The sequence below is a fragment of the Salinicoccus sp. Marseille-QA3875 genome (assembly GCF_054950095.1).
Window position 1 is genome coordinate 520,760 of the sequence record NZ_CM143103.1, and the last position, 26,790, is coordinate 547,549.

Sequence of the window (26,790 nt, forward strand, 5' to 3'; positions counted from 1 at the left end):
ATCATCCCACCGCCCTTTCAAATTTCTGACGGTCCATCCAGAAGATGATTACATATGAAATGATTTCTATGACGAGAATCGTTACTGCAAGTACGATCAATCCGTTCATAAACGTAAATTGAGCCGACATCGTCAAGTAGTTCTGCACACCGTTCAAAATAGTGCCAAACTCGAAATAGTTCTGTGGAAATATATGAGCAGGCAGTCCCAGTAACGTATCTTCGCTGCCCCCTGAATATATTCTGTTGAACGCCACCAGTAAAAATCCGATGATCATGACAACGATGTCATGCCTGAATACGAGTGAGAGCACTGCGTTTATGCGGATGAATAAATAGATTAAGATCACTGTCAGCACACCTGACTGAATTAAAAATGTGCTTAAAGGAATATCAAAGAAGTTCGTTTCCTCTCCGCGGTATCCATCCTGATAAGCGTATTGCGTCACATCCAGAGAGAGCGGACCAAAACCGTACAATAATCCCGTCACCAATATGAATAATGTAACCAGAGCAGCTGTCACAGCTGTCATGATCAAAAACACCGTGACCGACTGATAAAATATGTATTTTCTGAAGCCCAGCGGCTGGCCGGACTTTATCGTCCTGTGCTTTCTGTCGTCGGTCAAAATTTCACTTGCGACAAATATAGTAAGAAATAAAATGATCAAAGGACCGAATCCTGTAAAAAATGAATGCAGCTGTTGGAACGCACTTTTATTGTTGTAAATATGAGTATTCACACTGTCCAGTTCACCAAGTGCGGTCATCTGCTGAAACATCGCCACCCGTTCAAATTCTTTCATCTGAAAATCCCCGGCATATTTATCATCAAGATATTCAGTGACATTCTCCATCAGAAATGACGGCGTCTGAGATGTCTGCAGATCGACAAGCCGGTTAATATCCCCTTCATTGATCGATTTCAAAAAAGAATAATTCATTTCATAATTCCGTTTGGCCAAAGAGTATGTATCCACACCTGTAAAAGAATTGACCGCGATATCCCCTGCACCCAGACGTGATTCCTTCTGACCATATTCAGCATATGTTTCAAGTTCAATCTGATATTTGTCGACGGTCAGGATATTTTCATTATTGGAAACTGCCAGGCCTGAGTAAAGAACAATGCCAATTACAGACAAAATCAACATCAGCCTGTTCTTTTTATTGCGTACAATCTTTTTCGCAGTCTCCTTAAATATTGCTAAAAACATCAGCATCCCCCAAAGTAAATATAAATTTTCAATTTTCAATCAAAATTACACATATCAACTCAATTATAGAAAACGTTTTCTGAAAATACAATTACTTCTTTCATTTTTCGAACGATTACATTAAGATAGTATTACTGGGAGGAGATTGCGATGATTCAATTATCGACGGATAAATCTATATCTAAAGAATCTTTAATAGAGTTTTTTGAACCTAAAAGAATTAAAAAATATGAAAACCGTTATGATGATCTGCATCATGCTATTAAAAATTCAGATTATGTCGTCACTGCATGGGATGATGGCAGACTGATCGGTATTCTCCGCTCCTCAGGTGATCATACATTCACCCAATACGTTAATAATTTCCTGATTCATGATGATTACGTTTCCAGAGGTATCGCTTCCAAAATGTTGGATTTATATATACAGGAAGCAGAGGATGTAGAAGACATCTACGTCATTTCCGGCAAAAAAGTGACTAAATCCTTCACCATCAACTGGTTTCATCATAAAGGCTTTGAACAAATCATTTCTTTGGACGATTTTCATGTATTTCGAAGAAGTAAGAAATAAACCCTGCTCACCTGTTGCCATTACCCGGAACAGGAGAGCGGGGGTTACATAGATGCCGTTAAATTAGAGATAGAACTCAAGCCATCTGCACTCCGGATGACCTCGGAATATCACAGCCTCTACTGAGATTGAACCACACAGCTTCAAAGCAAAAAAAATCCAACATATCTGCTTCCATGATAAAATTACATACATATTGTTTTAAGCAGAAGGAGAATGACTATCAAACATGTAAATATGACCGCTAAGCGAATTTTCTTGTATGTTCTTGGCTTATTTGTGCTCTCGCTTGGTGTCAGTTTTTCAATAGAAGCGAACCTCGGTGTCTCACCTGTTTCCTCATTGGCCTATGCATTTACATTATCTTTCGGTCTGTCCATCGGACTGACGACGATAATCGCCAATATACTATTCATTATCATTCAGATTATTTTAAGCAGAAAATTCAATTTAAGAGAAGCATCTGTTCAATTATTGATTACATTCTTTTTTGGTTTTTTTATGGATTTGACTTTATTCCTCGTACAGCTCTTACCCGCGGCTGAAACGATGATGATGCGATGGATATTTTTGATCATCAGCCTGTTTGTCATTTCACTCGGCCTGCTCGCTTACTTCAATGCGAAATTCCCCTTGATGCCATATGATGAATTGACCCATGTCATCAGTGAAAGGTTCAACATGCAGTTCAGTAAGGCTAAAATCACCAGTGATATGCTGAATATCATCATCGCAGGACTAATCAGCATCATTTTCATCCGATCACTTGGATCAATCGGTGTCGGTACACTGGCTGCTGCATATTTTGTCGGTAAAATCGTCGGATGGCTGATGAAGCATTATCAGAAATACTTAATCGAATGGATCAACAAAGATCAGGATGAAATTGCTAAAAAAGACCTGATCGAACAAAAATTATTTGAAGACGGAAGTGATAAGTAGATTAAACGTAAAAAAGACAGGCTGAACGTGAGCCTGCCTTTTTCCATATTATATAAAATAATTCCCGAGCACACTGTTCACATCGTGGACGACGACAAATGCATTCTCATCATATCTCTTGATCAGTCGTTTCAACCTTGTCAGCTGTGATTTATTGATGACGACATATAGAATATCTTTATCCCTTTTGGAATAAAATCCTCTGCCATCCATGATCGTTACACCGCGTCTGATTTCCGTGTTGATCATTTTACCCAGCACTTCCGGTTTCTCGGAAATGATCGTGATCGCCTTCTTCGGGTTCATACCCTCTATGATGAAGTCCATCACTTTAGTTGCAACATACAGCGCGATGATTGTCAGAAGCCCCTGTTCGAGTGTCAGCACCGTCAGCACACCGATGGTCACGACGATGACGTCGAAGAACAGCAGTGCATAAGAGACGTTGACATCAAAAAATTTATTCGCCATGCGTGCTAAAATCGTTGTTCCTGCCGTTGTCGCACCGATGCGGATGATCAGTCCGATCCCGAGCCCGATGAACAGGCCGCCAAACACGGTATTGACCAGAATTTCGCCTGATTGGACCTGCCAGTCTTCAGTGATCCATAACATCAGCGAGGTCATCGGAATCGTAAGTATCGTATAGTACATCGCGCGTTTTCCTAAAAATTTAAACCCGACAATCAATATGAAGAAGTTGAGCACCAGGTTACTCGCTGCTGTCGAGATTCCGAATGCATAGTAGAGGATGATGGAAATACCGATGAAGCCGCCCTCACCAAGATTGCCGGCAATCATGAACGAGTTGACCCCTATTGCAAATAAAAATGAACCCACAATAATTGTCACGAAGTTAATTAAAGTCTGCATCGTAATCTTTGGATTCAAAGAAATCTTCCTTTTTTCAAAATTCGTCTTCCTGAGTTTCTTTCTGATCTTCATCGATATGCCTCCTCATTATTAGTAATCACCGGTATAGCATATAGTCTTTAGTATAATATTTCAACACAGTAAGTATAAGTTTAATTATTCTTACTAATTGCTTTGATCAAGTAAAGTGATTCCACTTTCCATGACTGACAATTCCGCATCAGTATAATCATGAAGATCGCCGTCAACATTCATATCTTTCAAGCCGATTGCAGTGACCTCCGCCTTTTTTGATGTTAAATAGGTCACTTTAGGGTGATGCGAAATTTTGCCGGCCACAGCCAGAAATATAATATTTAATGCTTCAACAAGATTGACCGGTTCGATGTTGATGATATGCAGAAGGCCGTCATCCGGCTTTGCGTTTTTTATCAGGCGGGTCAAGCTGCCGACAGAAGGCACTGTAGATACCAATGTTAAGACTGAAGAATTTTCAAATTCCACGCCATCCGTTTTAATCCTCACCTTGTATTTTTTTAGATTGAGCAGCATATTGACCCCGGCCAGGAGGTACGCAAACCGCCCCATCTTACTTTTTATGCCTGAATCGACTTTCGCAAACGCTGTCATGAATGAACCGAATGCCACTAAATAACTCGCATATGTCTCATTAAACTTTATCATATCTGCTGAAATTGTCTTTTCTGTATTCAGCTCCGCAATCGCATTCGAGGTCTTCAGAGGGATGCCATGAACACGTGCAACGTCATTGACAGTACCGGTGGGAATAACTGCTATCGGTATTTGCAGATTTTCCAGATTCAAACCTTCAATCACTTCACCGATCGTGCCGTCTCCCCCGGCAATTATCAAAATATCTTGTTCGCGGGCATATTGACGTGTGATATTCACTGCACCACTTTCCGGTGTATGTTTAATCATCACTTCATAATTTTCGCCATTCAGTCTATGGATCAGCTGTTCTTCAATTGAACCATTTTTACGCTGTCCGGCTTTTTTATTGATAATCACCAGAGCTTTCTTCATGTTATCCCTCCTCTCGTAACTGCTTTTATAATAAATATCTACCAAATCTCACAGGTATGTATGGAAAATAACAAGAAGTCGATTAGAATGGTCAGATTCGCCGACTTGCTCGTTTTCAGGCAGCCGATTCCGAGCATCTCCCATTTTCGGGATGACTTGCTCGTTTCCAGGCAGCCGATTCCGAGCATCTCCCATTTTCGGGATGACTTGCTCGTTTCCAGGCAGCCGATTCCGAGCATCTTCCATTTTCAGGCTGACTTGCTCGTTTTCAGGCAACGGATTCCGAGCATATCTCATTTTCAGGCCGACTTGCTCGTTTTCAGGCAGCCGATTCCGAGCATCTCCCATTTTCGGGCCGACTTGCTCGTTTCCAGGCAGCGGATTCCGAGCATATCCCATTTTCGGGCCGACTTGCTCGCAGCACACACGCAAATCCCTTAAAAAAGACACAGTCCTGTCCAGGACCGTGTCTGAATACTATTTAAACTGCTGTTCTGCTATATTCAGTGCCCGCAGCATAGAGGTTTTCTTATGATGGTGGTCTTCAAATTTCTTTAAAATATCATCTACGGCGTTAACACCGCTCACAATATAGTCACCCTTGTTCAGCATGATGCACTCTGCTCTTGAGCCCGCAACAACATCCGAGATTTCTGAACGTGTCGGTATGCCGCTTTTGACAAGTGATTCCAGAACTTGTGTCGCCCATATCACCGGTACATGTGCCGCTTCACATATCCAAAGCATCTCTTCTTGTATTTCACTCAGTCTTTCGTAACCGATTTCCACAGCCAGATCTCCGCGTGCCACCATGACGCCGAACGGTCTTTTCGCACTGCCGTTTGCGATGATTTCAGGTATATTATCAATCGCTTCTGCTGTCTCAATCTTGGCGACAACAGGAAGTCCCGCTTTATCTTCAGTCAGTTCTTTCTCGAGTGCATCTTCAATCGTTTCAATATCTTCGGCTGATTTTATAAATGAAAAAGCGATGACATCTGCATGTGCAGCTGCAAATTTTAAATCTCTATAGTCTTTTTCCGTCAGCACTGAAAGTCTGATATCAAGATCAGGGAAGTTGATCCCCTTCTCCGTTTTCACTTTGACGCCGTTCTCTTTAACGGTTTTCACAGTTTCACAAACGAGTCCGTCATCCCTGATTTCAACGACTTCCGCTTCAATGTGCCCGTCATCGAGTTTAACGAGCTGTCCTTTGTCCACATTGGTCAGAACTTCAGGCACTGTCGTATTGATGGCGATTTCGATGCCGTTCGATAATGTCATCGCTTCCTGGTTGGAGAGCAGGAATTTTTCTCCCACCATTAATTTGGGATTCCGTTTGGATGTGAGTAAGTTCTTGATGCGTATCTTCGGTCCGCTTATATCCATCAGTATCTGACAGTTTCGTCCGCTCTCTTTTGATGCCTCTTTAATGTTGTCGATCATTTTTCGCCACGCACTCTCATCATCATGGGCACAGTTGATGCGTGCCATGTCCATACCCGCTTCCATCAGATTTTTGACCATCTCTTTATCTGAAGCCGCTTCTGACGGCATCGTCACCAATATGTGAGTGTTGCGCTCGTCACTGCCTGCACCAAATATTTCATCTGTATGTTTATTAAGCAGATTATAACGGTTTTCAAATGTGCTCAATGAACGGTAATCGATTGTTTCATCTTCCAGTTCACTTCCTGCGACCAGGCTCAATGTTTTACTCACTGCATTCAAAGTACCCATCACATCGGCTTCCAGACGCCCGAGTGATGACACACCCCAGGGGATCAGCTCCTCCTGAAGATGCCTCATATCTTTCTGTCTGAACGCCATGTAGTTTGCCAAGTTCTGTGCACTGTTCTGATATGGTTTTCGAATGTCATATTTGAGCCAGGAATTATAGAGTTTCTCCCCATCTTCCATAACATCTGCTCTCACCTGTAATATTTCATCCAACACTTTCATTGCCCTGTCCTGCATAATCTAGCCTCCATTTAAAATTTCAAAAATACCCGCTCAAAATTGAGCAGGTAATCAATAGCCGATTTTATACATGTAGTAGATTAACTGAAAATAACCGATGTGAAATATTGTCCATAGGGTCAGCCCTATTCTGTTTTCAAATATTATCACGCTGTGCCCGATTGCCTGTAATATGAAATACAACGCAACCGTAATAAGGAAGATGACGACCGTCACAAATATATACCACGACTGCCTGTATACATAGACCGCTTTTAATAAAATCCCGATGATAATCGAAACGATCAGATGAAGACCGATCTCAGTCAAAGTATTCAACGGTCCGGAATATATAAAATCCACATTCAACAACAAATCCATTAAAGGGATGCCTGACTGAATTTGGATATATGCAAACATCAGCAAAAGCAGCAATCCGGTTATAGTTCCTATAATGCCACCTGAAATTATAATTTTGTCCATTTTCATGTCCCAATTCTTCACGATTTATGACGTAAAACTTCAAACGATTTTACATAAACTTCATTTGTAGTATACCATATAAATACGCATCATATGTCACTGCAGCATGGTGAAATAATCAGATTGGAATGATAGCATGAAGTCACTTTTACCCTTCCTCACATTTAACGGCAATGCGATGGAAGCACTGAATTTCTATAAGGATGTCTTCTATGATTTAGAAGTGGAATATTTACAGGAATACGGTCCGGAGACTCCGGAATTGACAGGAAAAATAATGCAGTCTGTCATATCTGTCAATGGACAGCAGATTATGCTGAACGACAGCAGCCTGCCTGAAGAATTCAATTTTACTCCAAGCATGTCATTTTATGTAGAATGCAGAGATCTGAATGAAATTGAACTGTATTACAGAAAGTTGAAAAGAAATGCGGCGATACTTGTTCCTCTTGACGAATACGGTCCCGGCCGCCAGTTCGCCCATGTCCAGGATCAGTTCGGATTATCCTGGCAGCTCAATTTCAGCAGATAAAATAAAGCCGCCCCTCTTCTTTTCAGGGACGGCTTTATTTTATCACTTTATAATTACAGGCTGATGATGCTTACAAGTCTGCTTGCGAAAGATTTTTTAGCTTTTTTCTTATTATCAAGTTTTGCGTTGTTCATAGCGATTGTCTTATACTCTTTAATTTTTAATTCTGCTGAATAGCGATCTGATGCGAACATTCAATCCACACTCCTTATTTTGAAATTTATTTTACTATTAGATCCCTCGACGACTTATCTTCACTTATTATAATACCAGTAATACCAATGGTTTTCAAGTTTTATGTGATTTTATTCCTAAAGTAATTCAATTTATAATATTTAGATAATTCAATTATATAATGAAATTATTAACCCTAAATTTCATTCGATATCCGTTGCATTCAATTACTTGCTTCATTGTGGATATATATGCAAATTGTTATCGTTTTCATGTATTATTTTCTTATTTTATTAACTTCACTTTGTTTTCCTTTTGGAATAATACTAAAATAAGTAGATAATTAAAACCGTTTTCATTTCTATTTTTCACAATAAAAAAAGAGGCGTCTACTCGCCTCTTCCGGGTTACCTAGTTTTTATTTTTCATAACGATGACGCTCAATTCATGGCGTACTCTGTATTTTTCATCCTTATAATTTTCTTTCAGATGTCTGTTGATTTTCTTAAGGGTTTTTTGTCTGTGCTTCTTTTTAAATTCCACCAGGCTGCGATATGTGCCCAGCCTCCGGATCCATTCTTCACGATCAAATTCAACCCTGTAATTTTTCTTGTATAAATCCTTGATGTCAAAGTTATGGTCCTGCCATTCCTGTATCCACCGGACAGGAAAGTTATTGATCTGCTGCTCTTTTTTATTTGTATGTAATCTGGTTTCCACTTTATATTTTTTTCTGTTATGTTTTATAATATTCATCGTATCTTTGAGCATGCCGGTTCTTTTTTCAATATTGATATCTGCGATGATCAGATAACCATTCGGCTTCAATATTCTCTCAGCTTCTTCAATCGCGCCTGCCCGTTTGAACCAGTGCCATGCACTGAGCACAAAAACAATATCATATGTTTTTGAAGGCAGGCCGGAGTCTTCTGCATGTCTTAAATTAAAATTCACTTTATTATTATCTTTAAATTTTTCTTTGCCGTAGTTGATAAATGTCTCCACAGGCTCGACTGCGTCCACAATACCGCCTTCCGAGCTGAGCAGATCGCTCAAAAATCCCGGACCTGCACCGAAGTCGGCAATTTTGGCACCTTCAAAATCAATTCCCCTGACTTTCAGGCTGGAAAGAAGCTCATCCGGGATGTTTTCACGATTTTTAATATATTCTGCAGCAACACCATCATATATCGCACTCATACTTTTTTCACCTCTACATTATAATAGCACCATTGATATTGTTATCATAATGTAAATGATCCATTAAATTTGTAAATTAATACTGGTTCTCAAGCAATCGCTTCATTTCCTGAATTTTTCCGGCATGAAGACTCTCATGTAGTATCACGAAACCAGCAAGCTCATAGCTTGTCTTCATTCCCATGAACGGTTCCGGCAGATTTTCTTTCAGGCTGTCTTCTGTCAGGCTGCCGTATTCCTCCTGCTGCTGGTCCAGCAATGTTTTAATTTCATCTATGGAAGGCGTCTCATCATTGAAGTCATCAGGACTTGTGCCTGTTCCAAAATGCTCTTTGAAACGTTTCCCGACATCATCATTTTTGCCCAGTAGACGGACAAGTTCACTCTCCATCAGTGCAATGACATGTCCAAACTGCCAGTGCAGATTGTTATTGAAACCTGCAGGAACGATGTCCATCAGATCATCATCAGTATCCTCCAGATGATATTTGATCCATCCTCTGACCGTCTTCAACTGAAATATAAGCAACTCTTTTTGCATAATAATCCCTCTTTCTTTATTATGGTAACAGTATTTATATATATTATACCTTTTTTCAAGTATGAAGCGAGGAGGAGGATTTTTTTGACTAAAACTTTACTGGTTTTAATATTGATGGCCATATTGGTTTTTGCACTTAATTTTATTTTTGGAATGATTCCATTGATTGCCGGATACAGTTTGCCGCTTGCCCTGTTTCTCGGAATCACTTTAGGATTTTTCATTTATACATCGATAGACAACAGGATTGGATAGGTGGAAATGCTTGATTATTTCGGCAATCGGAATATAATTATAGATATTCTATTTGTTTAGGGGATAGGTATCCATGTCATCACAAAATGAACAGAAGCCGGATTACAGATTAATCATCATTCTTCTTTCCGGTGCTTTTGTCGCTTTTTTATCCAACACTTTTTTAAACGTTGCACTGCCGTCGATCAAAGACGAATTCGGTGTGACCACTTCAACCGTACAATGGGTGACGACTGCATACATGCTGGTCTCGGGTATCGTTGTCCCGACGACCGCCTTTTTAATGCAGAAATTCAGCGCCCGTAAATTATTCTTGACTTCCATACTCCTGTTTCTCACAGGAACGATTGTTGCAGGCTTTTCACCGACATTCTCCATTTTAATTGTAGGACGTATGCTGCAGGCTTCCGGATCTGCCATTCTAATGCCGCTTCTTATGAATGTGATGATTACCAGTTTCGCACCTGAGAAACGCGGTACGGCGATGGGTGTGTTCAGTCTGGTCATGTTTTTCGCACCTGCGATCGGGCCGACACTTTCAGGTTTCGTCGTCCAGACATTATCATGGCACTGGCTCTTTTATATGATGATTCCTGTTTTACTTATTGTACTTGCAGTCGGCTACTACCAGCTGCCTGAAGTCGGTAACAAATATAATGCCAAACTGGATATTCCTTCGGTCATACTTTCCACTGTCGGTTTCGGCGGTATCCTTTACGGTTTCAGTGCTGCCGGGAACAGCGGCTGGGTTTCCTTTGATGTCATGCTGACATTGCTGATCGGTATCATTGCCGTTTATATATACGTCATGCGTCAGACGAGAATGGAAAGACCTATGCTCGACTTTAAAGTGTACACATTCCCGATGTACAGACTGTCCGCCATAATCATCGGCGTCAACAACATGGCGCTTTTCTCAGGCATGATTTTAATGCCCATTTTCCTGCAGGAAATCCAGGATGTTTCACCGCTTGAAACAGGACTTTTATTATTGCCGGGCGCCCTTATCATGGGTCTGCTCAGTCCCGTCTCAGGAAAGCTCTTTGATATATTTGGTCCAAGAAGACTTGCAGTCACCGGGCTCGCAATGGCCGCTGTCACAACTTTTTTCTTCAGCCGTCTGGAGATAGATACCGGATTCGGCTATCTGCTCACGATATACGCGATACGTGCAGTCGGTCTGACACTCGTCAACACACCTGTCATGACAAATGGTATGAACGACCTGCCGTCAAGATTGACACCGCACGGCTCATCACTTAACAGTATGCTGCAGCAGGTCAGCGGCGCAGTCGGTACAGCGCTATTAATCACCATCATGCAGAACTGGACGAATTTCAGACTGAGCGGCATCCCGGACCCGACATCGGTACAGATGAATCAGGCAATGCTCGACGGCATCAATCTGTCATTCTTCATCGCATCCGTGCTGTTGTTCATCTCAATGCTGCTGTCCTTCATGCTCAAACGTGTGACGGCAAAACAGTCGATTCAGCCGGGTCTTGCGAGAGGAAGAATCATCGAACCCGGTACACTCAACAAAAAGAAGTAGAATCCAGATCTGGATTCTACTTCTTTTTTATTTCCCTGCAGCTGATTCCGCGATTTTAATGATGACTTGTGCAGCCTTCTCCATATCGTCAGCTGAAGCATATTCAAATTTACCGTGGAAGTTTTCTCCGCCTGTAAACAAGTTCGGTGTCGGCAGCCCTTTATAGGACAACTGGGAACCGTCCGTTCCGCCTCTCACCGGTTTGATATCCGGTGTAATATTCAATGACTCCATCGCACGGCTCGCATCTTCTACGATATGCATTTTCGGTTCAATCTTATTTCTCATATTGTAATATTGATCTTCCATATATAGATCCACACGGTCTGTGCCGTATTTTTCCTGCAGCATCTTCACGTTCGTTTCCATCAATGTTTTTCTTGCTTCAAAATTTTCCTGATCGAAATCACGGATGATGAACTGCGCTTTTGATTTTTCAACATCTCCGTTTACACTGATCAGGTGAATAAAGCCCTCATATCCGGATGTGTGTTCAGGCGTATCCAGCTCATCGAACTTACAGATGAATTCTGCTGCCATTCTGCCCGCGTTGATCATTTTGTCTTTGGCAGTGCCGGGATGGACGCTGTTGCCTGTAAATGTCACCTCTGCTCCTGCTGCGTTGAAACTTTCATACTGCAGCTCACCGATCGGTCCGCCATCGACCGTGTAGGCATATTCAGCTCCGAAAGCTTCCACATCAAATTTGTGCGGCCCCCGCCCTATTTCCTCATCAGGTGTAAATGCAATGCGGATCTTACCATGTTTGATTTCAGGATTGTTCTTCAAGTGCTCCACCGCGGTCACAATTTCAGCGATGCCCGCCTTGTTGTCTGCACCGAGCAGTGTCGTGCCGTCAGTCGTTATCAGTGTATGACCGATATATCTTTTCAGTTCAGGGTATTCATCCGGTGACAGGACAATGTTTTGGACTTCATTCAGAACGATGTCCCCGCCCTCGTATTCAACAACCTGCGGTTTGACATCCGTACCTGTGAAATCAGTTGCAGTATCCACATGTGCCAAAAATCCGATGACCGGAGCATTTTCTGTATTTGCAGGTAATGAAGCAAATAGGTATCCCTGGTCATCCAATGTGATTTCTTCCAGTCCGATTTCTTCCAGCTCTTCTCTTAATGCCTTCAATAAATCCCACTGTTTGTCAGTGGAAGGCGTCGTACTACTTGCCGCATCAGATTGTGTATCATATTTTGCATAACGGACCAGTCTTTCAATCAGTTTATCTTTCATTCAATTTTCACTCCAATTGTCTTTTCTTTTATTTTATCATAAGCAGTATCACTCTCATTTGAATATACACATGTTAAAATGAGGTAAAATAGTGGAGGTAAGTTATGGAACTAGGAATCAACACTTTTGGTGATGCGATATTTGATCCTCAAACAGGTCAGACGATCAGCCACGGCGAAAGACTCAGGAACATGGTTGAAGAAATTGAGATGGCGGATAAAGTCGGCCTCGATATTTTCACAGTGGGTGAACACCACAGAGAAGATTATGCGGTCAGTTCGCCTGATGTTGTGCTTGCTGCTGCAGCTTCCCGGACGAAAAACATACGACTTTCAAGCGGTGTTACGGTACTATCATCCGATGACCCGGTCAGAGTTTACGAACGTTTTTCCACCTTGGATGGTCTTTCGGGCGGACGGGCTGAAATCATGGCCGGACGGGGTTCATTCATCGAATCTTTCCCTTTGTTCGGCTATGACTTGAACGACTATAACGAGTTATTCGACGAGAAACTGGATCTTTTATTGACGCTTCAAAAAGGCGGTAAGATCAATTGGAACGGTAATATGAGAGCATCGCTTCAGAATGTGGAGATTTTTCCGAAGCCGGTCCAGGATGAAATTCCGATCTGGATTGCCAGCGGCGGCACCCCTCAGTCCGCTGCAAGAGCGGCTCAGCTCGGCCTGCCTTTAGTACTGGCCATTATCGGCGGCAGTCCGTTCCAGTTTGCGAGAGTCGTTGATTTTTACAAACAGATGGGCATAAAAGCCGGACACTCTGAAGATAAATTGAAAATCGCAACGAACAGTCACGGATTCGTTTGGGATACGGACCAGGAAGCGAAAGACATGTTCTTCCCGGCAATCTCGCAGTCGATGACGAACATCGGCCGTGAACGCGGCTGGGGAGCGTATTCAAGAGATAATTATGAAAGAATGATCGAACCCGACGGCGCACTTTATATCGGCAGTCCTGAAACAGTCGCTGCCAAGATCATCGATCTTAAAAAACGCATGGGCATCGACCGCTTCACACTCCAGACACCAGTCGGCACAATGCCGCACGAACAGGTTTTGAGGACGATCGAACTGTTCGGGACGAAAGTCGCACCGATTGTCAAAGAAGCAGTCAAAGAAATGGATCGAAAATAATAAAGAACCCGCTCTGAAATGACGGGTTCCCATAAAACTCTGATTGGCACCGCATCAGCGGTGCTTTTTTGATTTCATTACTATTCTTCGACCTTGACCAATACCGCTTTGACCACTTGATATTTCGTCAATTCAACAATCTGTCCGGATTCATTTTCGACAGGAATGAAATCATTCGCAATACCAGAATAATTTCCGCTGATCGGCCCCTTCATGCGCACATTTTTAAATACTTCACCGTTTGACATCATAATATCGTATATGTGTGTTTTCTTTGCCATGATATCCCCTTCCGATTTTGATAAAACGCTTTCACATCTTCACCATTATTTTAACATACAGTCACAAGACTTTTTTCACACTCACGCGGCCTAAATGAAAGATCGCACGACCCATCAAAAATCGGCATCATCGTGCGATTCCCGCTTCCAATTTCGCACGACCCATCAAACATCGGCATCGTCGTGCGATTCCCGCTTCCAATTTCGCACGACTCATCAAACATCGGCATCGTCGTGCGATTCCCGCTTCCAATTTCGCACGACCCATCAAAATCCGGCACCATCGTGCGATTCCCGCTTCCAATTTCGCACGACCCATCAAAATCCGGCACCATCGTGCGATTCCCGCTTCCAATTTCGCACGACTCATCAAACATCGGCACCATCGTGCGATTCTCACATTCTTCAGCCTAACTGAAATCCGTCGTCAGCCCCGCTTCCAGTTCATGTCGTTCAACTGCCAGGCTGATCAGACGGTCAACGAGTTCCCCGTAGCCTATGCCCGATGCTTCAAGCAGCTTCGGATACATGCTGATGCTCGTGAAGCCGGGGAATGTATTCACTTCATTTACAAAAATACGGCCGTCTTCACACAGGAACATGTCCACTCTCGCCATGCCTTCGCAGTCGAGTATCCCGAATGTTTTCAGTGCGACATCCTGCAGATTTTTAAGTGTCTTCTGATTCATCTTCGCGGGAATTTCAAGCGCAGCGCCGTTTTCATCAGTATACTTGGATTCATACGAATAAAAACCATCATCCGGAATGATTTCACCCGGCACCGATACGAACGGATCGGAATTGCCGAGTACGGACACTTCGACCTCACGTCCGACGAGCGCACTTTCGATAATCACTTTCGTGTCGTAGTTGAAAGCAAGCGCGAGCGCCTCTTTGAAACTGTCTTCATCCGTCACTTTGGAAACGCCGACGGATGACCCCTGATTGACCGGCTTGACAAACATCGGCAGGCCGAGCTTCTCTTCCACTTCGGCAAAGTTCACATCATCTTTCTGATGATGCTTGAACAGCACAGACTCCGCAACACCGATTCCTTCCAGCTTCAACAGACGCTTTGTCATATCTTTGTCCATACATACTGCGGAACTTCTGACGTTACACCCGACATACGGAATTTCCGCGAGTTCCAGCAGTCCCTGTACCGTACCGTCTTCACCGAATGTACCATGGAGGACGGGCATGACGACATCCAGTTTCACATCTTCAGGCAGGCCTGAGAGCTGTCTGGAAGGATGGATCGTCAATTTCTTCGCCGCCGCATTTTCACTCAAATCGACAATCTTCTCGTTACCGGCGGCATACAGCCACTCCCCGTCTTTAGATATATGGATCAGTATTATATTATATTTATCTTTATCAAGCACGGTTAAAATACTTTCAGCTGAACGCATTGAAACTTCATGCTCCGTTGATTTTCCACCGTACAGCAGACCGATATTCAATTTTGTCATTTGAACCACTCCCGATTTAAAATATCTCTATATCATCTCATACAAAACTTTTCTCAATAATATTATCACATTACCCGTTTACAGTCGCCGTTTTCTATTATCCTCCGTAAAACAAATGTCCATTTACATTCAAATTTACAATATGTAATTGCAGCTTCATATAAAATTAATAATCATCCTTTACAATGGTCGGTACGGTATATGAATTAATCATCAATTATTGTTTTACAGGAAGGGTGTTATTTATTTTGAAAATACTTATCACCAATGAAGATGGCATATTTTCAGCCGGCGTGATCGCATTAAGCGAACTGCTCAGCCACTTCGGTAAAGTTACGGTCATCTGTCCACAGAACAGTGACTATATCAACAATGTGAAATCGTCACTCAACAGGCCGCTCAGCCTGAAAAAAGTGGAGTATCCGGATGCCATTGATGCTTATACTGTAAATGCTTCACCTTCAGAATGTGTCAAGCTCGGCATTGAGGAAATTACCGACGGCTATCCTGACTTTGTCTTTTCAGGCATCAATCTCGGTGCGAATGTCGGTCGCGATGCTTTTAAATCACCTTCCACAAGAGCGGTAGAAGAAGCTTTCTTACATGATATACCGGCTGCGGCGATCGCAATTGACGAATTCAATGCATGCAATATCAATTTCTCGAAAATAAAAGAAACCATATATGAATTGTTATCATACATGATGTCAAAAAAACTGACCGGCACACCTGTATTCAATATCAACATCCCTAATGATACAAAAGGCGGCATAAAGGGAATAAAAGTGCTGCCGATGGATACAAATGTCTCAAAATACAGATTTAAAAAGCTGATATCCCTCAACTCGGATATATATTATTTTCTAGAAGATACGAAAGACAATTTTCAATACAACAGACGGTCTGATGTATTCTACATACAGCAGAACTACATTACCGTATCCCCGATAGTGATCAGAAACACATGTGAAAATGATCTTGAAAATTATCAGAACTGGTTCGAAGAGCTTCAGCATGAATCCACACATTAAAAAATATGACCGGGCGGACGCCGGTCATATTTTTTAATTTCATTCAGTAATCCAATTCTATATTATTCATTAGTATTCAAGCCGACTTTTCTATAAGAACGCAGTATGAATCCTATTATAACAACCAACATGATTAAAACGATGATCGTTCCGATATTGAAGCCGATACCATTTATCCATACAAAGCCGAGTGCACCGGCAAATACGAGATAAAATGCTGTCGGAATCAGAAGTTTCGCAATAATCGTTCCTTCCTTACCGATCATGCCGACTGCTGCACTCGCAGCGACTACATTATGCACACATATCATGTTGCCTGCAGCACCGCCGACTGCCTGAAGCGAGACGATGATGAGCGGATTCGCATTAATCTGGTCCGCTACTCCAAACTGGAACAGGCCAAACATCATGTTACTGACTGTATTACTTCCTGCTGCGAACGCACCCATGGCTCCGATTGTCGGAGAAATCAGCGGCCAGCTGTCACCAAACAATCCGGCTGCAGCCTGTGCGAGAACGAGCGGCATCGATTCAAGCCCTGCATCATTGATGCCTGAGTTGATGAAGACCTGTACAAGCGGTACAGATACAATCAAGGCGGCCATCGCAGACAATATCGTTTTCCCAGAGACTTTAAAAGCATCGCCCATGCCGCCCATATCGAGCTTATGTATCCATCCTGTCAATATGGCGACGACGATGAACACAACACCCGGTATCATCAGCGGTGTGAAACTGTGTTCTATGCCTGTACCAAGAATGTCATCGAAGGCAACAGACCAGGCTGAAAGCAATGCATTCAGACCAAGTGCTTCGATTCTGGTCACTACAAGGAGCAATGCAACAAGAACATACGGCAGCCATGCTTTGAACATGGAGATTTCCTTTGGAGATCTTGCTTCACTTTTCATATCACTGATCCAGGACGTATCCCAGCTTTTACGCGGTTCAAAATCAAAAGTATCTTTTGGCATCAGGAATCCTTTTCTTGCCAGCGGAACGACAATCGCCAGACCGACAAGTCCACTAATGATCGATGGGAATTCAGGTCCGAGGAAATTTGCAGTAAGCGAAAATGGAATGACAAATGAAAGTCCTGCAAATATCGCAAACGGCCAAACTTTCAAACCTTCAAGAAAGCTTTTATTTTTCCCGAAAAACCTTGTCAGCATCGCAGACATTAACAGTGGGATAAAGAGCCCCACCATGGCATGGAAGATGGAGACCTGACCGCCGACATTGAATATGAATGATGACAATTCCATCCCTTCCCCGTCAAGGAATGAATTGACCACCGGCTGATTTTCAAGGCTGGTGTTCACACCGACAAGGATTGGTGTACCCACCGCACCGTATGATACAGGTGCAGACTGCAGCATCAATGCGATCATTACAGCCGCAAGTGCCGGAAAGCCGAGCGCAATGAGCAGCGGGCCGACTACTGTCGCCGGCGCGCCCCATCCCGCAGCCCCTTCAAGGAATGTCCCGAATAACCATGCAACGATGATCGCCTGAACGCGCCTGTCGGGAGATATGCTCGTGAACGATGCCCTTATGGTATCTACGGCACCACTCTCCTTTAAGACATTAAGCAGCAACACTGCGCCAAATACGATGACACCGACTTCGAGTGCGGTCATCACTCCTTTGATTGATGCTGCCGTAATCTCAACAACACCCATCTGCCAACCGAAAAACGCAACAAGAATGGTGATGATGAAACTGTATAACATTCCTTTCTTTGCTGACCATCTCATGATGACCAGAAAGAAGAATATAGCCAAAATTGGTAAAATACTTAAAAATACCAGCATAATGCCGCCCCCTTCATTTATAAACGCCGAACTTTAGTCATCTGATGACTAGATGAATTATGGTATGTGCCCATTTTATGTAATCGTTTTCTATATGTCAATTGTTTTTTAAAATATTAAGGAATCCCAATACGGGATTCCTTAATATTGTGTCACCAGCAGATCCTCTACTTCCTTCAAGTGTCTATACATGTTGCTGCCGGCCGCTTCCGCGTCTTTGTCTTTTACCGCCTTTAAAATCGATTTATGTTCATCGTAAATTTTCTGTATTGATTTCTTGTTTTCATATAACCATATTCTTCTGGTCTCTTTCATCGTACGGATCATAGTATCCGAGACATCTTCCATCAGATTTATCAGCAGGGGGTTGCCGGTCGCTTCTGCTATCGCCATATGGAAATCATAATCCGCCTGTTCGCCGAGCTCATTATTCTCGACTGCTGTCCGCATTTTCTGAAGCGCATTTTCCATCTTTTCCAAGTCTTTCAATTCCGCTTTTTCACATGCACTCCTTGCGCAGCCTACTTCTATGATCTTCCTGAGATCAAGCAGATTTTCTATATCCGCTTTGGTGATGATTTCGAAGTTCTGTTCGAAACCAAGCGGCATCTGCTGATTGACGAATGATCCATGGCCGTGTTTTACATGAATGACATCGAGCACTTTCAGCCTGTTCAGCGCTTCTCGGATAGATGCCTGTGAAACCCCGTATGAATCGGCCAGTTTTGTAATCGCAGGCAGTTTGTCACCGGGTTTTAATTTTCCCGATTTTATTTCAGCCAGAATGATATCAGATACCTCTTCGTAAATTTTTTTTCTTGAAATACTCACTTAAATCACATCCGGTAGAGTTATTTTGAATTCAATAATAGCATATATTATACGAAATAAATTTCTCCAGTCCATATCAGAGCATTTTTTTATTTCGGTCACCTGCATACTCCAATCTCCGTGCTATAATAATCTTTACACTACATAATGAAAAAGAGGTTATTTCAGTGCGGAGATTCTTTTCTTATTACACACCATATAAGATGTTATTCTTTGTCGATTTTTTCTGTGCAGTTCTCGTCGGTCTCCTGGAACTTGCATTTCCATTGATCGTCAATCTGTTCATAGATGAACTTCTGCCTTCAGGAAACTGGCAGTGGATCATCCTTGCGGCTGCAGGGCTGCTTTTGATCTATGCCTTCAATACTTTCATGCAGTTCATCGTGACATATTGGGGCCACATGCTCGGGACGAATATCGAACGGGACATACGCAATGATCTTTACGCTCATATCCAGAGGCTGTCCCACCGCTTCTTTGATAACACCAAAACGGGGAAATTGCTCACTCGTCTGACTAATGACTTGATGAATGTCGGTGAGATGGCCCATCATGGCCCGGAAGACTTGTTCATTGCTGTCATGACTCTGCTCGGCGCTTTTGGTATCATGTTATCGATACATGCTGAACTTGCTGTAATATCATTCATCATCGTGCCATTCATCCTGATCATTGCGATTTATTTCAATAAAAAGATGACGGTGGCATTCAGGGAATTATTCTCACGTGTATCCGACTTCAACCATATGATCGAAGATAAGATCGGCGGTATCCGCCTGGTACAGGCTTACGCTAATGAAGATCGTGAAATGGACAACTTCAGACGGTTGAATGAAGCGTTCAGAGCGACAAAGTTGAAAGCTTATAAAATTATGGCGCTGAACACTTCATCCACTTATATGCTGATGCGTCTGGTTACCGTATTCATACTGATTGCCGGTGCATACTACACAATGCAGGGCGAGCTGACTTTCGGAGAGTTTGCTGCTTTTATACTGATTTCAAATATTCTTTTCAAGCCGCTTGAAAAAATCAATGCTGTCATCGAACTGTATCCGAACGGCATCGCCGGCTTCAAGCATTTCACTGAAATTTTAAGAGAGGTGCCCGACGTTCAGGAAAAGGAAAACGCAATCCCGTTGTCTGACGTCAGAGGTCATATCGAATATGACAATGTTACGTTCGGATATGAAGAGAAAAAAGTGCTGAACAATATTTCACTGATGGTTCATCCGGGTGAAACGATTGCTTTTGTCGGCCCGAGCGGTGCGGGCAAAACGACGCTCGGGGCACTTTTGCCGAGATTTTATGATGTTTCGGATGGACAGATCAAAATAGACGGCACCGATATCCGTGACTACACCCTGCCTTCGCTCAGGGAGAGCATCGGAACGGTGCAGCAGGATGTCTTTTTATTCTCAGGTACGCTGAGGGATAACGTGGCCTACGGCAAACCGGATGCTACAGACGAAGAAGTTTATGATGCAATAGAAAAAGCACAGTTGAAATCATTGGTCGACGGCTATCCGAGAGGACTCGATACGATTGTCGGAGAACGCGGCGTCAAACTGTCCGGCGGTCAGAAACAGCGCATTTCGATTGCACGCATGTTCCTTAAAAATCCTCCAATCCTTATCCTGGATGAGGCGACAAGTGCACTCGATACCGCAACGGAACTCGAAATTCAAAAAGCACTCAATCTGCTGTCAGAAGGACGTACAACACTGGTCATTGCACACAGGCTGGCAACGATCAAAAATGCAAATCGTATTATGGTTGTGACCAATGATGGTATTGTAGAAAGTGGTACACATGATGAATTATTAAACATCGGCAATGGTGAGTACAAAGCTCTGCATGAAGCTCAATACAGGTTTTCATAAAATAAAACCGTCAGATTTTGTGATTAAAGGAGAGAATTATATGATTATCGGCTATCAAGGTGTTGAAGGCAGCTATTCGACAGTTGCCTGTAAAAATTTCGCAGAGGGAGAAGATTATGAATCCAGAGGTTATCTTACATTTAAATTATTAGTGGAAGCTCTGGAAAATAATGAAGTGGACTATATCGCCCTGCCGGTTGAAAATTCCACAAGCGGACCCATTACAAGAACGATCGACCTGATGAAGTATTTGGAAGTTGAGGCAGTCAGTGAAATCTACGTAAAAATCGATCATGCTTTAATCACTAAAAATCCGATTGAAATGTCGGAAATCACGAAAGTCTATTCACATCCCGAAGCTCTTGAACAGTGCTACACGTATTTGAGTCAATATCCGAATATTGAAGTACTCGAGTTCCAGGACACTGCGGGTGCTGTACAGATGGTCAAAGAATCACCGGATGAAACGATTGCGAGTATCGCAGGCAGCCACGCTGCAAAGTTATACGGCATGTCCGTAATAAGGGAGAACATCAGTGACAATCCGCTCAACACGACCCGGTTTTTATTTTTCAAAAACAGGAATGGCTCTTCATCCGACTTCAAGAATAAAACATCACTGTACATTGAAACGGATCACAGCACAGGTTCTTTGAACGAACTCCTCAGCATTTTCAAGGTAAATGATGTCAACCTCGTTTATCTGATGTCGAGACCCATTCAGAACAAACCCTTTTCCTACGGATTCTTCATCGATGTCGAAAGCGGCATCGATGAAATGGGGCTTCGGAATGCATTGGATAAGATTACATCGAAAGGTGCTTACGTAAATGTACTCGGCAGTTTCGAACGAGGCAGCATACCCTCTTATGACGGTATTGTAGAGAACTGACGGATGGATTAAATCATTCGGTAAAGGGTATCTATCATTATATGAATAACTTTTAAAATGAGGGGAAAATTATGACATTACCTATTATCGGACTGACGACTGAAGTCGTTGACGGCGATCATCATCTTGAACTCCGCTCGACTTTCATCTACTCCATTTCCAGGCTGGGCGGTATTCCACTGCTCCTTCCTAAAGTTGAAAATGATGATGTGATCAAAGGTCAGCTTGAGCATATCGATGCACTTTTTCTGACCGGCGGCAGTGATATCGATCCTTCCACCTACGGTGAGAATCCACATCCGAAACTTGAAAAGGTTGAAGCGGGGCGGGACAAGTATGAACTTGAACTGATCCGTCTCGCACTGGAAAAGGATATACCCATACTTGGCATCTGCCGCGGCAGCCAGCTTTTGAACAGTGTCGCAGGCGGCACGATGTACCAGGATCTGGATTCGGAATATGGAGAAGATCTCATCCAGCATAGACAGACTTCAAACAGAGATTTTCTGAATCATAAGATCGAAGTCATGGAAGGGACGAAACTCCATGAAATCGTCGGCACGACCGAAATGTCGGTGAACAGCTTCCATCACCAGGCCAATCACGATATCGGCGCTTCATTCGAAGTTGCCGCCGTGGCGCCTGACGGGGTCATCGAAGCGATTGAAAGTAAGGAGCATGACTTTGTCATGGGGCTGCAGTTCCATCCGGAAGATGCATTCGAGTTCGACGATTCTTCAAGAAAAATCATGGAAGCATTCATCAACGCTGCTGCAAAAAGGTAAGGCTGAATAATCAGTCTTACCTTTTTATGTTTGTCCACCCGGCGAGATCTGTGCTACCCTTTGTTGTAAATATATATAAAGGGGAATCAGCATGTCTCAGCCAATCATTGGAATCACTACATTTATCTCAAGTAAGGGACTGACGCTGCCGACGACATATATCGATGCAGTCAACGACTCGGACGGCGTACCGATGGTACTTGCCAAAACGTTGGACCCTGGGAAAATAAAGGCCCAGATTGATCGGATTGATGCTTTGCTCCTGACCGGTGGAAATGATATCGAACCTGCCCTCTTCAATGAAGAGCCGCACCAGCAGCTCGGTGAAATAGAACCCGGACGGGATGAATACGAAAGCGGCCTTATAGAACATGCATTGACAAAAGGCATACCTGTACTTGGAATCTGCCGCGGCGCACAGATTTTGAACATTCAGCAGGGCGGCACGATGTATCAGGATATTTACGACCAGATTGACGGTACGGTAAACCAGCATACACAGAAAGCTGCCAGAGATTATCTGGCGCATACAGTCAATATTGAAGACGGGTCTTTATTACATAAGATTGTCGGTGAGACGAAGATCAAGACAAATACTTTCCACCACCAGGCCAACAAAGATGTACCGGATCATTTCATCATCTCCGCCACTTCGCCTGACGGCGTCATTGAGGCAGTGGAAAGCACCACCCACGATTTCGTCATGGGTCTCCAGTGGCATCCGGAAGGCACTTACTTCAATGATGATGCATCAAAGGAAATTTTTCATGCATTGATTGAAGCTGCCAGGAAATAAGTTCAGTTCCATCAACAGAAAGGTGTTGTTTTATGAAGCACGTCCATGATTATTTAAATCAGCACATTCGTAATCAGTCGATCATCGGTATGGGGTCCGGTTCAACGATTGAAGCATATATCCCCGAAGCCGCCGAATATATCCGGCAGCATGATCTTGATGTGACTTTCGTCCCTACTTCCGGGCGGACTGAAAAAATTCTGAATGAATACCGCCTCACCACATCGCTCGAAATCAAAAATATCAACCTGACGATTGACGGGGCCGATCACTTCACACCGTCACTGACAGCAATCAAAGGATACGGCGGCGCGCTGCTCCGGGAGAAACAGATCGGTTATTTTTCAAAAGAGATTATTATCATTGCGAAAGAGGATAAAAAGACGGATTCTTTTGAAGGTCTTAAAATCCCGGTGGAAATCAACCCATTTCTGTTTGAGCTGACCAAAATTCAAATTGAAGAACTGGGAGAAGTCATGATCACAGATCGAACAGACGGCGAGGCGTTCTTTATTACCGATAATGGGAACTATATTGCAGACTGTAGTTTCGACTCCATTACGGCGATTTCATCACTTCACAACAATATAATCAATCTCCCAGGCGTTGTCGAAACCGGTATATTCGACCGTTATATCAGTAAAATCATTTCATTTAACGATTCAGATTTTATCATTTATGATAAATAGCTCTTAATCAGAGACGGCTACGGCCGTCTCTGTTTTTAGATATTGAATATACTGAATATTCGTAATAAATTTTGTAAATCATTTCGACATCCGGTATAATAAAATTACATTGAAACAAGGGGGAAATCAGATGAGTAAAAAGTTTTGGTTCATTCCATTGATGCTGATCTTGATGATTGTAACCGCAGCATGCAGTGATGACAGTAATGTGGATGAACAGGCTGAAGGGGAAAATGTTTCAGAAGGCGGCCAGGGGGGAGACTTGACGATCGGTATGACTAACGAACCGGTCACGATGGACCCGCATACTTCAAACGACATTCCATCCGCTCAGCTCAGAACACAGATCTACGATACGTTAGTCGCACAGGATCTTGAGATGGAAATCGGAGAAGGACTTGCGACGGAATGGGAACAGATTGATGACAATACTTGGAGTTTCAAATTAAAAGAAGATGTCATTTTTCATAACGGCTCTGAATTTACAGGAGATGATGTGAAAGCGACAATCGATCGTCTGCTCGATCCTGCTGTAGGGTCATCAGTAGCGTTCATGTTCGAAATGGTCGAGGAAGTGGAAGTCGTGGATGATCATGAAGTCCATTTCCATACTGAATATCCGTTTGCACCACTGCTCAGTCATCTCGCACACAATACAGCGGGTATCATGAGTAAGGAAGTCATCGATGAAGATTATCAGAACGCACTGGACAATGCGGATTCAGATGTAACATTAGAGGAATATTATGAAATGAGAGAAGAAGGCGGAGATGAATTCGAAGAACTGTCTGAAGAAATTTCTTCAGATCTCGGACAGGTCATTGCTGAAAATCCGGATGGTACAAACCATCTTAAACTTCAAGAACGAAACCCGGGAGAGAATGTCGTCCTTGAAAAATTCGATGATTTCCACGGCGAAGAAAGAAACTTTGATACTGTGACTTACAGAGTCATCCCTGAAAACCAGGCGAGACTCGCAGAACTGGAAACCGGCGGTATCGCTGTCAATGACAGTGTCGATGCTGAAAATATGCAGCGTGTCAGAGATCACGAAGATACGGATATCATTGATCAGCAAGGTCTGTCCATGACATACCTCGCATTCAACTACGAAAAAGAACCTTTTGATGATGAAAATGTAAGACAGGCAATATCACACGCAATCGACCGTGAAAGCATCATCAATGAGATGTTGGACGGCCGCGGTGTACTTGCCTCGACACATATTTCACCGACAGTCATCGGTCACGATGAGTCACAGGATAAGATGGCATATGATCTGGACCAGGCACGTGAATATTTGGAACAGTCCGAACACCCGGATGGTTTCGATGCTACAATCTGGATGTCGGATGACGAAGTGAACAGAGATATCGCACTCTTTATGCAGGACAGACTGGCTGAAATCGACATCAACCTGGAAATCGAACAGTTCGAATTCGGTGCATTTCTGGAAAAAGCGGAACAAGGTGATCATGATATGTTCATGCTGCAGTGGATTACCGTAACCGGCGATCCGGACTACGGTCTCTATCCGATGTTCCATACAGAAAGCCAGGATGGTTCCGGTAATCGTTGGAACTACTCCAACCCTGAACTTGATGAAGTACTTGAAGCAGGCAGACAGGAAAGTGATGAAGGCACACGCGATGAACATTATGCCGAAGCACAGGATATTCTGGTGAATGACCTGCCAATCACCCCGCTCTACTATGGTGAACTTGGACCAGGTGTCAATACTTCACTTGTTGAAGGCGTTGAAATCGATCCTGTCGGTATCATCAGACTTGAGAATGTATCATTTTCAGAATAAATTAAAAAGGGCCGTCAAGGCCCTTTTTTAATTCAAATATTTCTTTAGGAACTGAATATCTTCAAGTCCAAGTAAATCCAGACCGAAATATGCAAGTACTGCGAGTGTCACCGTCCAAATAATTATACTTACAGTGACATAGACTACCGTCTTCATCTTCGCTGCGCCGAAGGATACCGCGGCAAGCGCTGTGACATGCGAACTGAGCAGTATCGGTCCCAGTAATATAAAACCGTAAAACCCGAACTTTTTCCATATACCTTCTGCACGTCTGTTTCTTTTTGATTTTTTATTCCTTATAAACCAGTTTCTGACCTTTTCACTGAAAATCACGACAACCACGATAGTCAGGAAATTCCCAATCACTCCCGCAATTAAAGTCAGAAAAAGATTCATCCCACCTAAAATTCCGAGAGGCACTGCAAATGTCGCTTCAAAAAATGGTACGGCAGCCGCTATTAATATTGTTAGATAAACGACAATTTCAGACATTGTTCAACACTTCTCCCTATTTCCTGTATATATAATAACTATAGCAAGCCCGGTCATCACTCAATTCCATCCGTTTTTTCTGAGTGCCGTCAGAAATTATTCTGGTTTATCCACTCAGACATATTTTTTAATCTTCCAGTATATTTTATATTACCTTGGACGTCTTAGTCCATGATAAGCATTGTTTAATTCTAAAAACTTCAAATTTTCATATTTTAAAGGTATTCTAGATGTATAATATTAAATTTTCAAATACATATTG

29 protein-coding genes are annotated in these 26,790 nt (G+C 42.9%); 13 read left to right on the plus strand and 16 right to left on the minus strand.

The window, feature by feature from the left end; all coding sequences use genetic code 11:
* Window position 1 precedes the first annotated feature (1 nt).
* Complete coding sequence (locus ACY8DT_RS02775; protein ID WP_462421422.1) at window positions 2–1,216, minus strand: hypothetical protein; 1,215 nt, start codon at window positions 1,214–1,216, stop codon at window positions 2–4.
* Between the two features lie 150 nt (window positions 1,217–1,366).
* On the opposite strand from ACY8DT_RS02775, the gene ACY8DT_RS02780 reads away from it, so the two are divergent.
* Window positions 1,367–1,789 (plus strand): GNAT family N-acetyltransferase, encoded by a 423-nt coding sequence (locus tag ACY8DT_RS02780; protein WP_462421423.1) that lies wholly within the window; start codon window positions 1,367–1,369, stop codon window positions 1,787–1,789.
* A 222-nt stretch (window positions 1,790–2,011) separates the two neighbouring features.
* Complete coding sequence (locus tag ACY8DT_RS02785) at window positions 2,012–2,731, plus strand: YczE/YyaS/YitT family protein (protein WP_462422212.1); 720 nt, start codon at window positions 2,012–2,014, stop codon at window positions 2,729–2,731.
* Between the two features lie 48 nt (window positions 2,732–2,779).
* Here ACY8DT_RS02785 and ACY8DT_RS02790 read toward each other — a convergent pair whose 3' ends face one another.
* From ACY8DT_RS02790 to ACY8DT_RS02810, 5 genes are all read right to left on the minus strand, one after another.
* Window positions 2,780–3,676, minus strand: coding sequence for a YitT family protein (locus ACY8DT_RS02790; protein WP_462421424.1), 897 nt, complete (start codon window positions 3,674–3,676; stop codon window positions 2,780–2,782).
* A 93-nt stretch (window positions 3,677–3,769) separates the two neighbouring features.
* Window positions 3,770–4,651 carry a diacylglycerol/lipid kinase family protein gene (locus ACY8DT_RS02795; protein ID WP_462421425.1) on the minus strand — a complete coding sequence of 294 codons (882 nt, stop codon included), beginning with the start codon at window positions 4,649–4,651 and terminating at the stop codon, window positions 3,770–3,772.
* A 48-nt stretch (window positions 4,652–4,699) separates the two neighbouring features.
* Window positions 4,700–5,077, minus strand: a complete 378-nt coding sequence (locus ACY8DT_RS02800; protein ID WP_462421426.1) for a hypothetical protein — start codon at window positions 5,075–5,077, stop codon at window positions 4,700–4,702.
* 51 nt (window positions 5,078–5,128) lie between these two features.
* Entirely contained in the window at window positions 5,129–6,628 is a 1,500-nt protein-coding gene (locus ACY8DT_RS02805; protein ID WP_462421427.1) for a pyruvate kinase, read from the minus strand.
* A gap of 54 nt (window positions 6,629–6,682) precedes the next feature.
* Complete coding sequence (locus ACY8DT_RS02810) at window positions 6,683–7,099, minus strand: hypothetical protein (RefSeq protein ID WP_462421428.1); 417 nt, start codon at window positions 7,097–7,099, stop codon at window positions 6,683–6,685.
* Between the two features lie 130 nt (window positions 7,100–7,229).
* On the opposite strand from ACY8DT_RS02810, the gene ACY8DT_RS02815 reads away from it, so the two are divergent.
* Entirely contained in the window at window positions 7,230–7,625 is a 396-nt protein-coding gene (locus tag ACY8DT_RS02815; protein ID WP_462421429.1) for a VOC family protein, read from the plus strand.
* Window positions 7,626–7,678: 53 nt separating this feature from the next.
* Here the strand turns inward: ACY8DT_RS02815 and ACY8DT_RS02820 are convergent, their stop codons facing one another.
* The 3 genes from ACY8DT_RS02820 to ACY8DT_RS02830 form a co-directional block, all read right to left on the minus strand.
* Window positions 7,679–7,819, minus strand: a complete 141-nt coding sequence (locus tag ACY8DT_RS02820) for a hypothetical protein (protein WP_462421430.1) — start codon at window positions 7,817–7,819, stop codon at window positions 7,679–7,681.
* A 391-nt stretch (window positions 7,820–8,210) separates the two neighbouring features.
* A complete protein-coding gene (locus tag ACY8DT_RS02825) occupies window positions 8,211–8,999 on the minus strand; it encodes a class I SAM-dependent methyltransferase (protein WP_462421431.1) in 789 nt (262 codons plus the stop codon).
* 76 nt (window positions 9,000–9,075) lie between these two features.
* Window positions 9,076–9,540, minus strand: coding sequence for a DinB family protein (locus ACY8DT_RS02830; RefSeq protein WP_462421432.1), 465 nt, complete (start codon window positions 9,538–9,540; stop codon window positions 9,076–9,078).
* An 84-nt stretch (window positions 9,541–9,624) separates the two neighbouring features.
* Here ACY8DT_RS02830 and ACY8DT_RS02835 point away from each other — a divergent pair, with 84 nt between their 5' ends.
* Together ACY8DT_RS02835 and ACY8DT_RS02840 are read left to right on the plus strand one after the other, a co-directional pair.
* On the plus strand, window positions 9,625–9,795 hold the full coding sequence (locus tag ACY8DT_RS02835; RefSeq protein WP_462421433.1) for a hypothetical protein: 171 nt from the start codon (window positions 9,625–9,627) through the stop codon (window positions 9,793–9,795).
* Between the two features lie 73 nt (window positions 9,796–9,868).
* Window positions 9,869–11,347 carry an MDR family MFS transporter gene (locus ACY8DT_RS02840; protein WP_462421434.1) on the plus strand — a complete coding sequence of 493 codons (1,479 nt, stop codon included), beginning with the start codon at window positions 9,869–9,871 and terminating at the stop codon, window positions 11,345–11,347.
* Between the two features lie 27 nt (window positions 11,348–11,374).
* Here the strand turns inward: ACY8DT_RS02840 and pepT are convergent, their stop codons facing one another.
* Complete coding sequence (gene pepT / locus ACY8DT_RS02845) at window positions 11,375–12,598, minus strand: peptidase T (protein ID WP_462421435.1); 1,224 nt, start codon at window positions 12,596–12,598, stop codon at window positions 11,375–11,377.
* Between the two features lie 104 nt (window positions 12,599–12,702).
* Here pepT and ACY8DT_RS02850 point away from each other — a divergent pair, with 104 nt between their 5' ends.
* Window positions 12,703–13,749 (plus strand): LLM class flavin-dependent oxidoreductase, encoded by a 1,047-nt coding sequence (locus tag ACY8DT_RS02850; protein ID WP_462421436.1) that lies wholly within the window; start codon window positions 12,703–12,705, stop codon window positions 13,747–13,749.
* Window positions 13,750–13,829: 80 nt separating this feature from the next.
* Here ACY8DT_RS02850 and ACY8DT_RS02855 read toward each other — a convergent pair whose 3' ends face one another.
* The 3 genes from ACY8DT_RS02855 to ACY8DT_RS02865 form a co-directional block, all read right to left on the minus strand.
* Entirely contained in the window at window positions 13,830–14,030 is a 201-nt protein-coding gene (locus ACY8DT_RS02855; protein WP_462421437.1) for a hypothetical protein, read from the minus strand.
* A gap of 127 nt (window positions 14,031–14,157) precedes the next feature.
* The gene (locus tag ACY8DT_RS02860; protein WP_462421438.1) at window positions 14,158–14,400 is read right to left on the minus strand and encodes a hypothetical protein; all 243 of its coding nucleotides are present in this window, start codon (window positions 14,398–14,400) and stop codon (window positions 14,158–14,160) included.
* Window positions 14,401–14,440: 40 nt separating this feature from the next.
* Window positions 14,441–15,502: a D-alanine--D-alanine ligase family protein gene (locus ACY8DT_RS02865; protein WP_462421439.1), complete on the minus strand. Its 1,062-nt coding sequence runs from the start codon at window positions 15,500–15,502 to the stop codon at window positions 14,441–14,443.
* A gap of 248 nt (window positions 15,503–15,750) precedes the next feature.
* Here ACY8DT_RS02865 and surE point away from each other — a divergent pair, with 248 nt between their 5' ends.
* Window positions 15,751–16,533, plus strand: a complete 783-nt coding sequence (surE, locus tag ACY8DT_RS02870; protein ID WP_462421440.1) for a 5'/3'-nucleotidase SurE — start codon at window positions 15,751–15,753, stop codon at window positions 16,531–16,533.
* 62 nt (window positions 16,534–16,595) lie between these two features.
* On the opposite strand, the gene ACY8DT_RS02875 is transcribed toward surE, so the two are convergent.
* Together ACY8DT_RS02875 and ACY8DT_RS02880 are read right to left on the minus strand one after the other, a co-directional pair.
* Window positions 16,596–18,347, minus strand: coding sequence for an L-lactate permease (locus tag ACY8DT_RS02875; protein WP_462421441.1), 1,752 nt, complete (start codon window positions 18,345–18,347; stop codon window positions 16,596–16,598).
* 141 nt (window positions 18,348–18,488) lie between these two features.
* Window positions 18,489–19,178 (minus strand): FadR/GntR family transcriptional regulator, encoded by a 690-nt coding sequence (locus ACY8DT_RS02880; RefSeq protein ID WP_462421442.1) that lies wholly within the window; start codon window positions 19,176–19,178, stop codon window positions 18,489–18,491.
* Window positions 19,179–19,381: 203 nt separating this feature from the next.
* Here ACY8DT_RS02880 and ACY8DT_RS02885 point away from each other — a divergent pair, with 203 nt between their 5' ends.
* From ACY8DT_RS02885 to ACY8DT_RS02910, 6 genes are all read left to right on the plus strand, one after another.
* A complete protein-coding gene (locus ACY8DT_RS02885) occupies window positions 19,382–21,061 on the plus strand; it encodes an ABC transporter ATP-binding protein (protein ID WP_462422213.1) in 1,680 nt (559 codons plus the stop codon).
* Window positions 21,062–21,101: 40 nt separating this feature from the next.
* Window positions 21,102–21,953 carry a prephenate dehydratase gene (locus ACY8DT_RS02890; protein WP_462421443.1) on the plus strand — a complete coding sequence of 284 codons (852 nt, stop codon included), beginning with the start codon at window positions 21,102–21,104 and terminating at the stop codon, window positions 21,951–21,953.
* A 71-nt stretch (window positions 21,954–22,024) separates the two neighbouring features.
* A complete protein-coding gene (locus tag ACY8DT_RS02895) occupies window positions 22,025–22,738 on the plus strand; it encodes a gamma-glutamyl-gamma-aminobutyrate hydrolase family protein (protein ID WP_462421444.1) in 714 nt (237 codons plus the stop codon).
* Window positions 22,739–22,829: 91 nt separating this feature from the next.
* A complete protein-coding gene (locus ACY8DT_RS02900) occupies window positions 22,830–23,534 on the plus strand; it encodes a gamma-glutamyl-gamma-aminobutyrate hydrolase family protein (protein ID WP_462421445.1) in 705 nt (234 codons plus the stop codon).
* A gap of 32 nt (window positions 23,535–23,566) precedes the next feature.
* Entirely contained in the window at window positions 23,567–24,223 is a 657-nt protein-coding gene (gene rpiA / locus ACY8DT_RS02905; protein WP_462421446.1) for a ribose 5-phosphate isomerase A, read from the plus strand.
* A 130-nt stretch (window positions 24,224–24,353) separates the two neighbouring features.
* Window positions 24,354–26,036, plus strand: coding sequence for an ABC transporter substrate-binding protein (locus tag ACY8DT_RS02910; RefSeq protein WP_462421447.1), 1,683 nt, complete (start codon window positions 24,354–24,356; stop codon window positions 26,034–26,036).
* A 27-nt stretch (window positions 26,037–26,063) separates the two neighbouring features.
* Here the strand turns inward: ACY8DT_RS02910 and ACY8DT_RS02915 are convergent, their stop codons facing one another.
* Window positions 26,064–26,528, minus strand: coding sequence for a small multi-drug export protein (locus tag ACY8DT_RS02915; RefSeq protein WP_462421448.1), 465 nt, complete (start codon window positions 26,526–26,528; stop codon window positions 26,064–26,066).
* Between the last annotated feature and the right edge of the window lie 262 nt (window positions 26,529–26,790).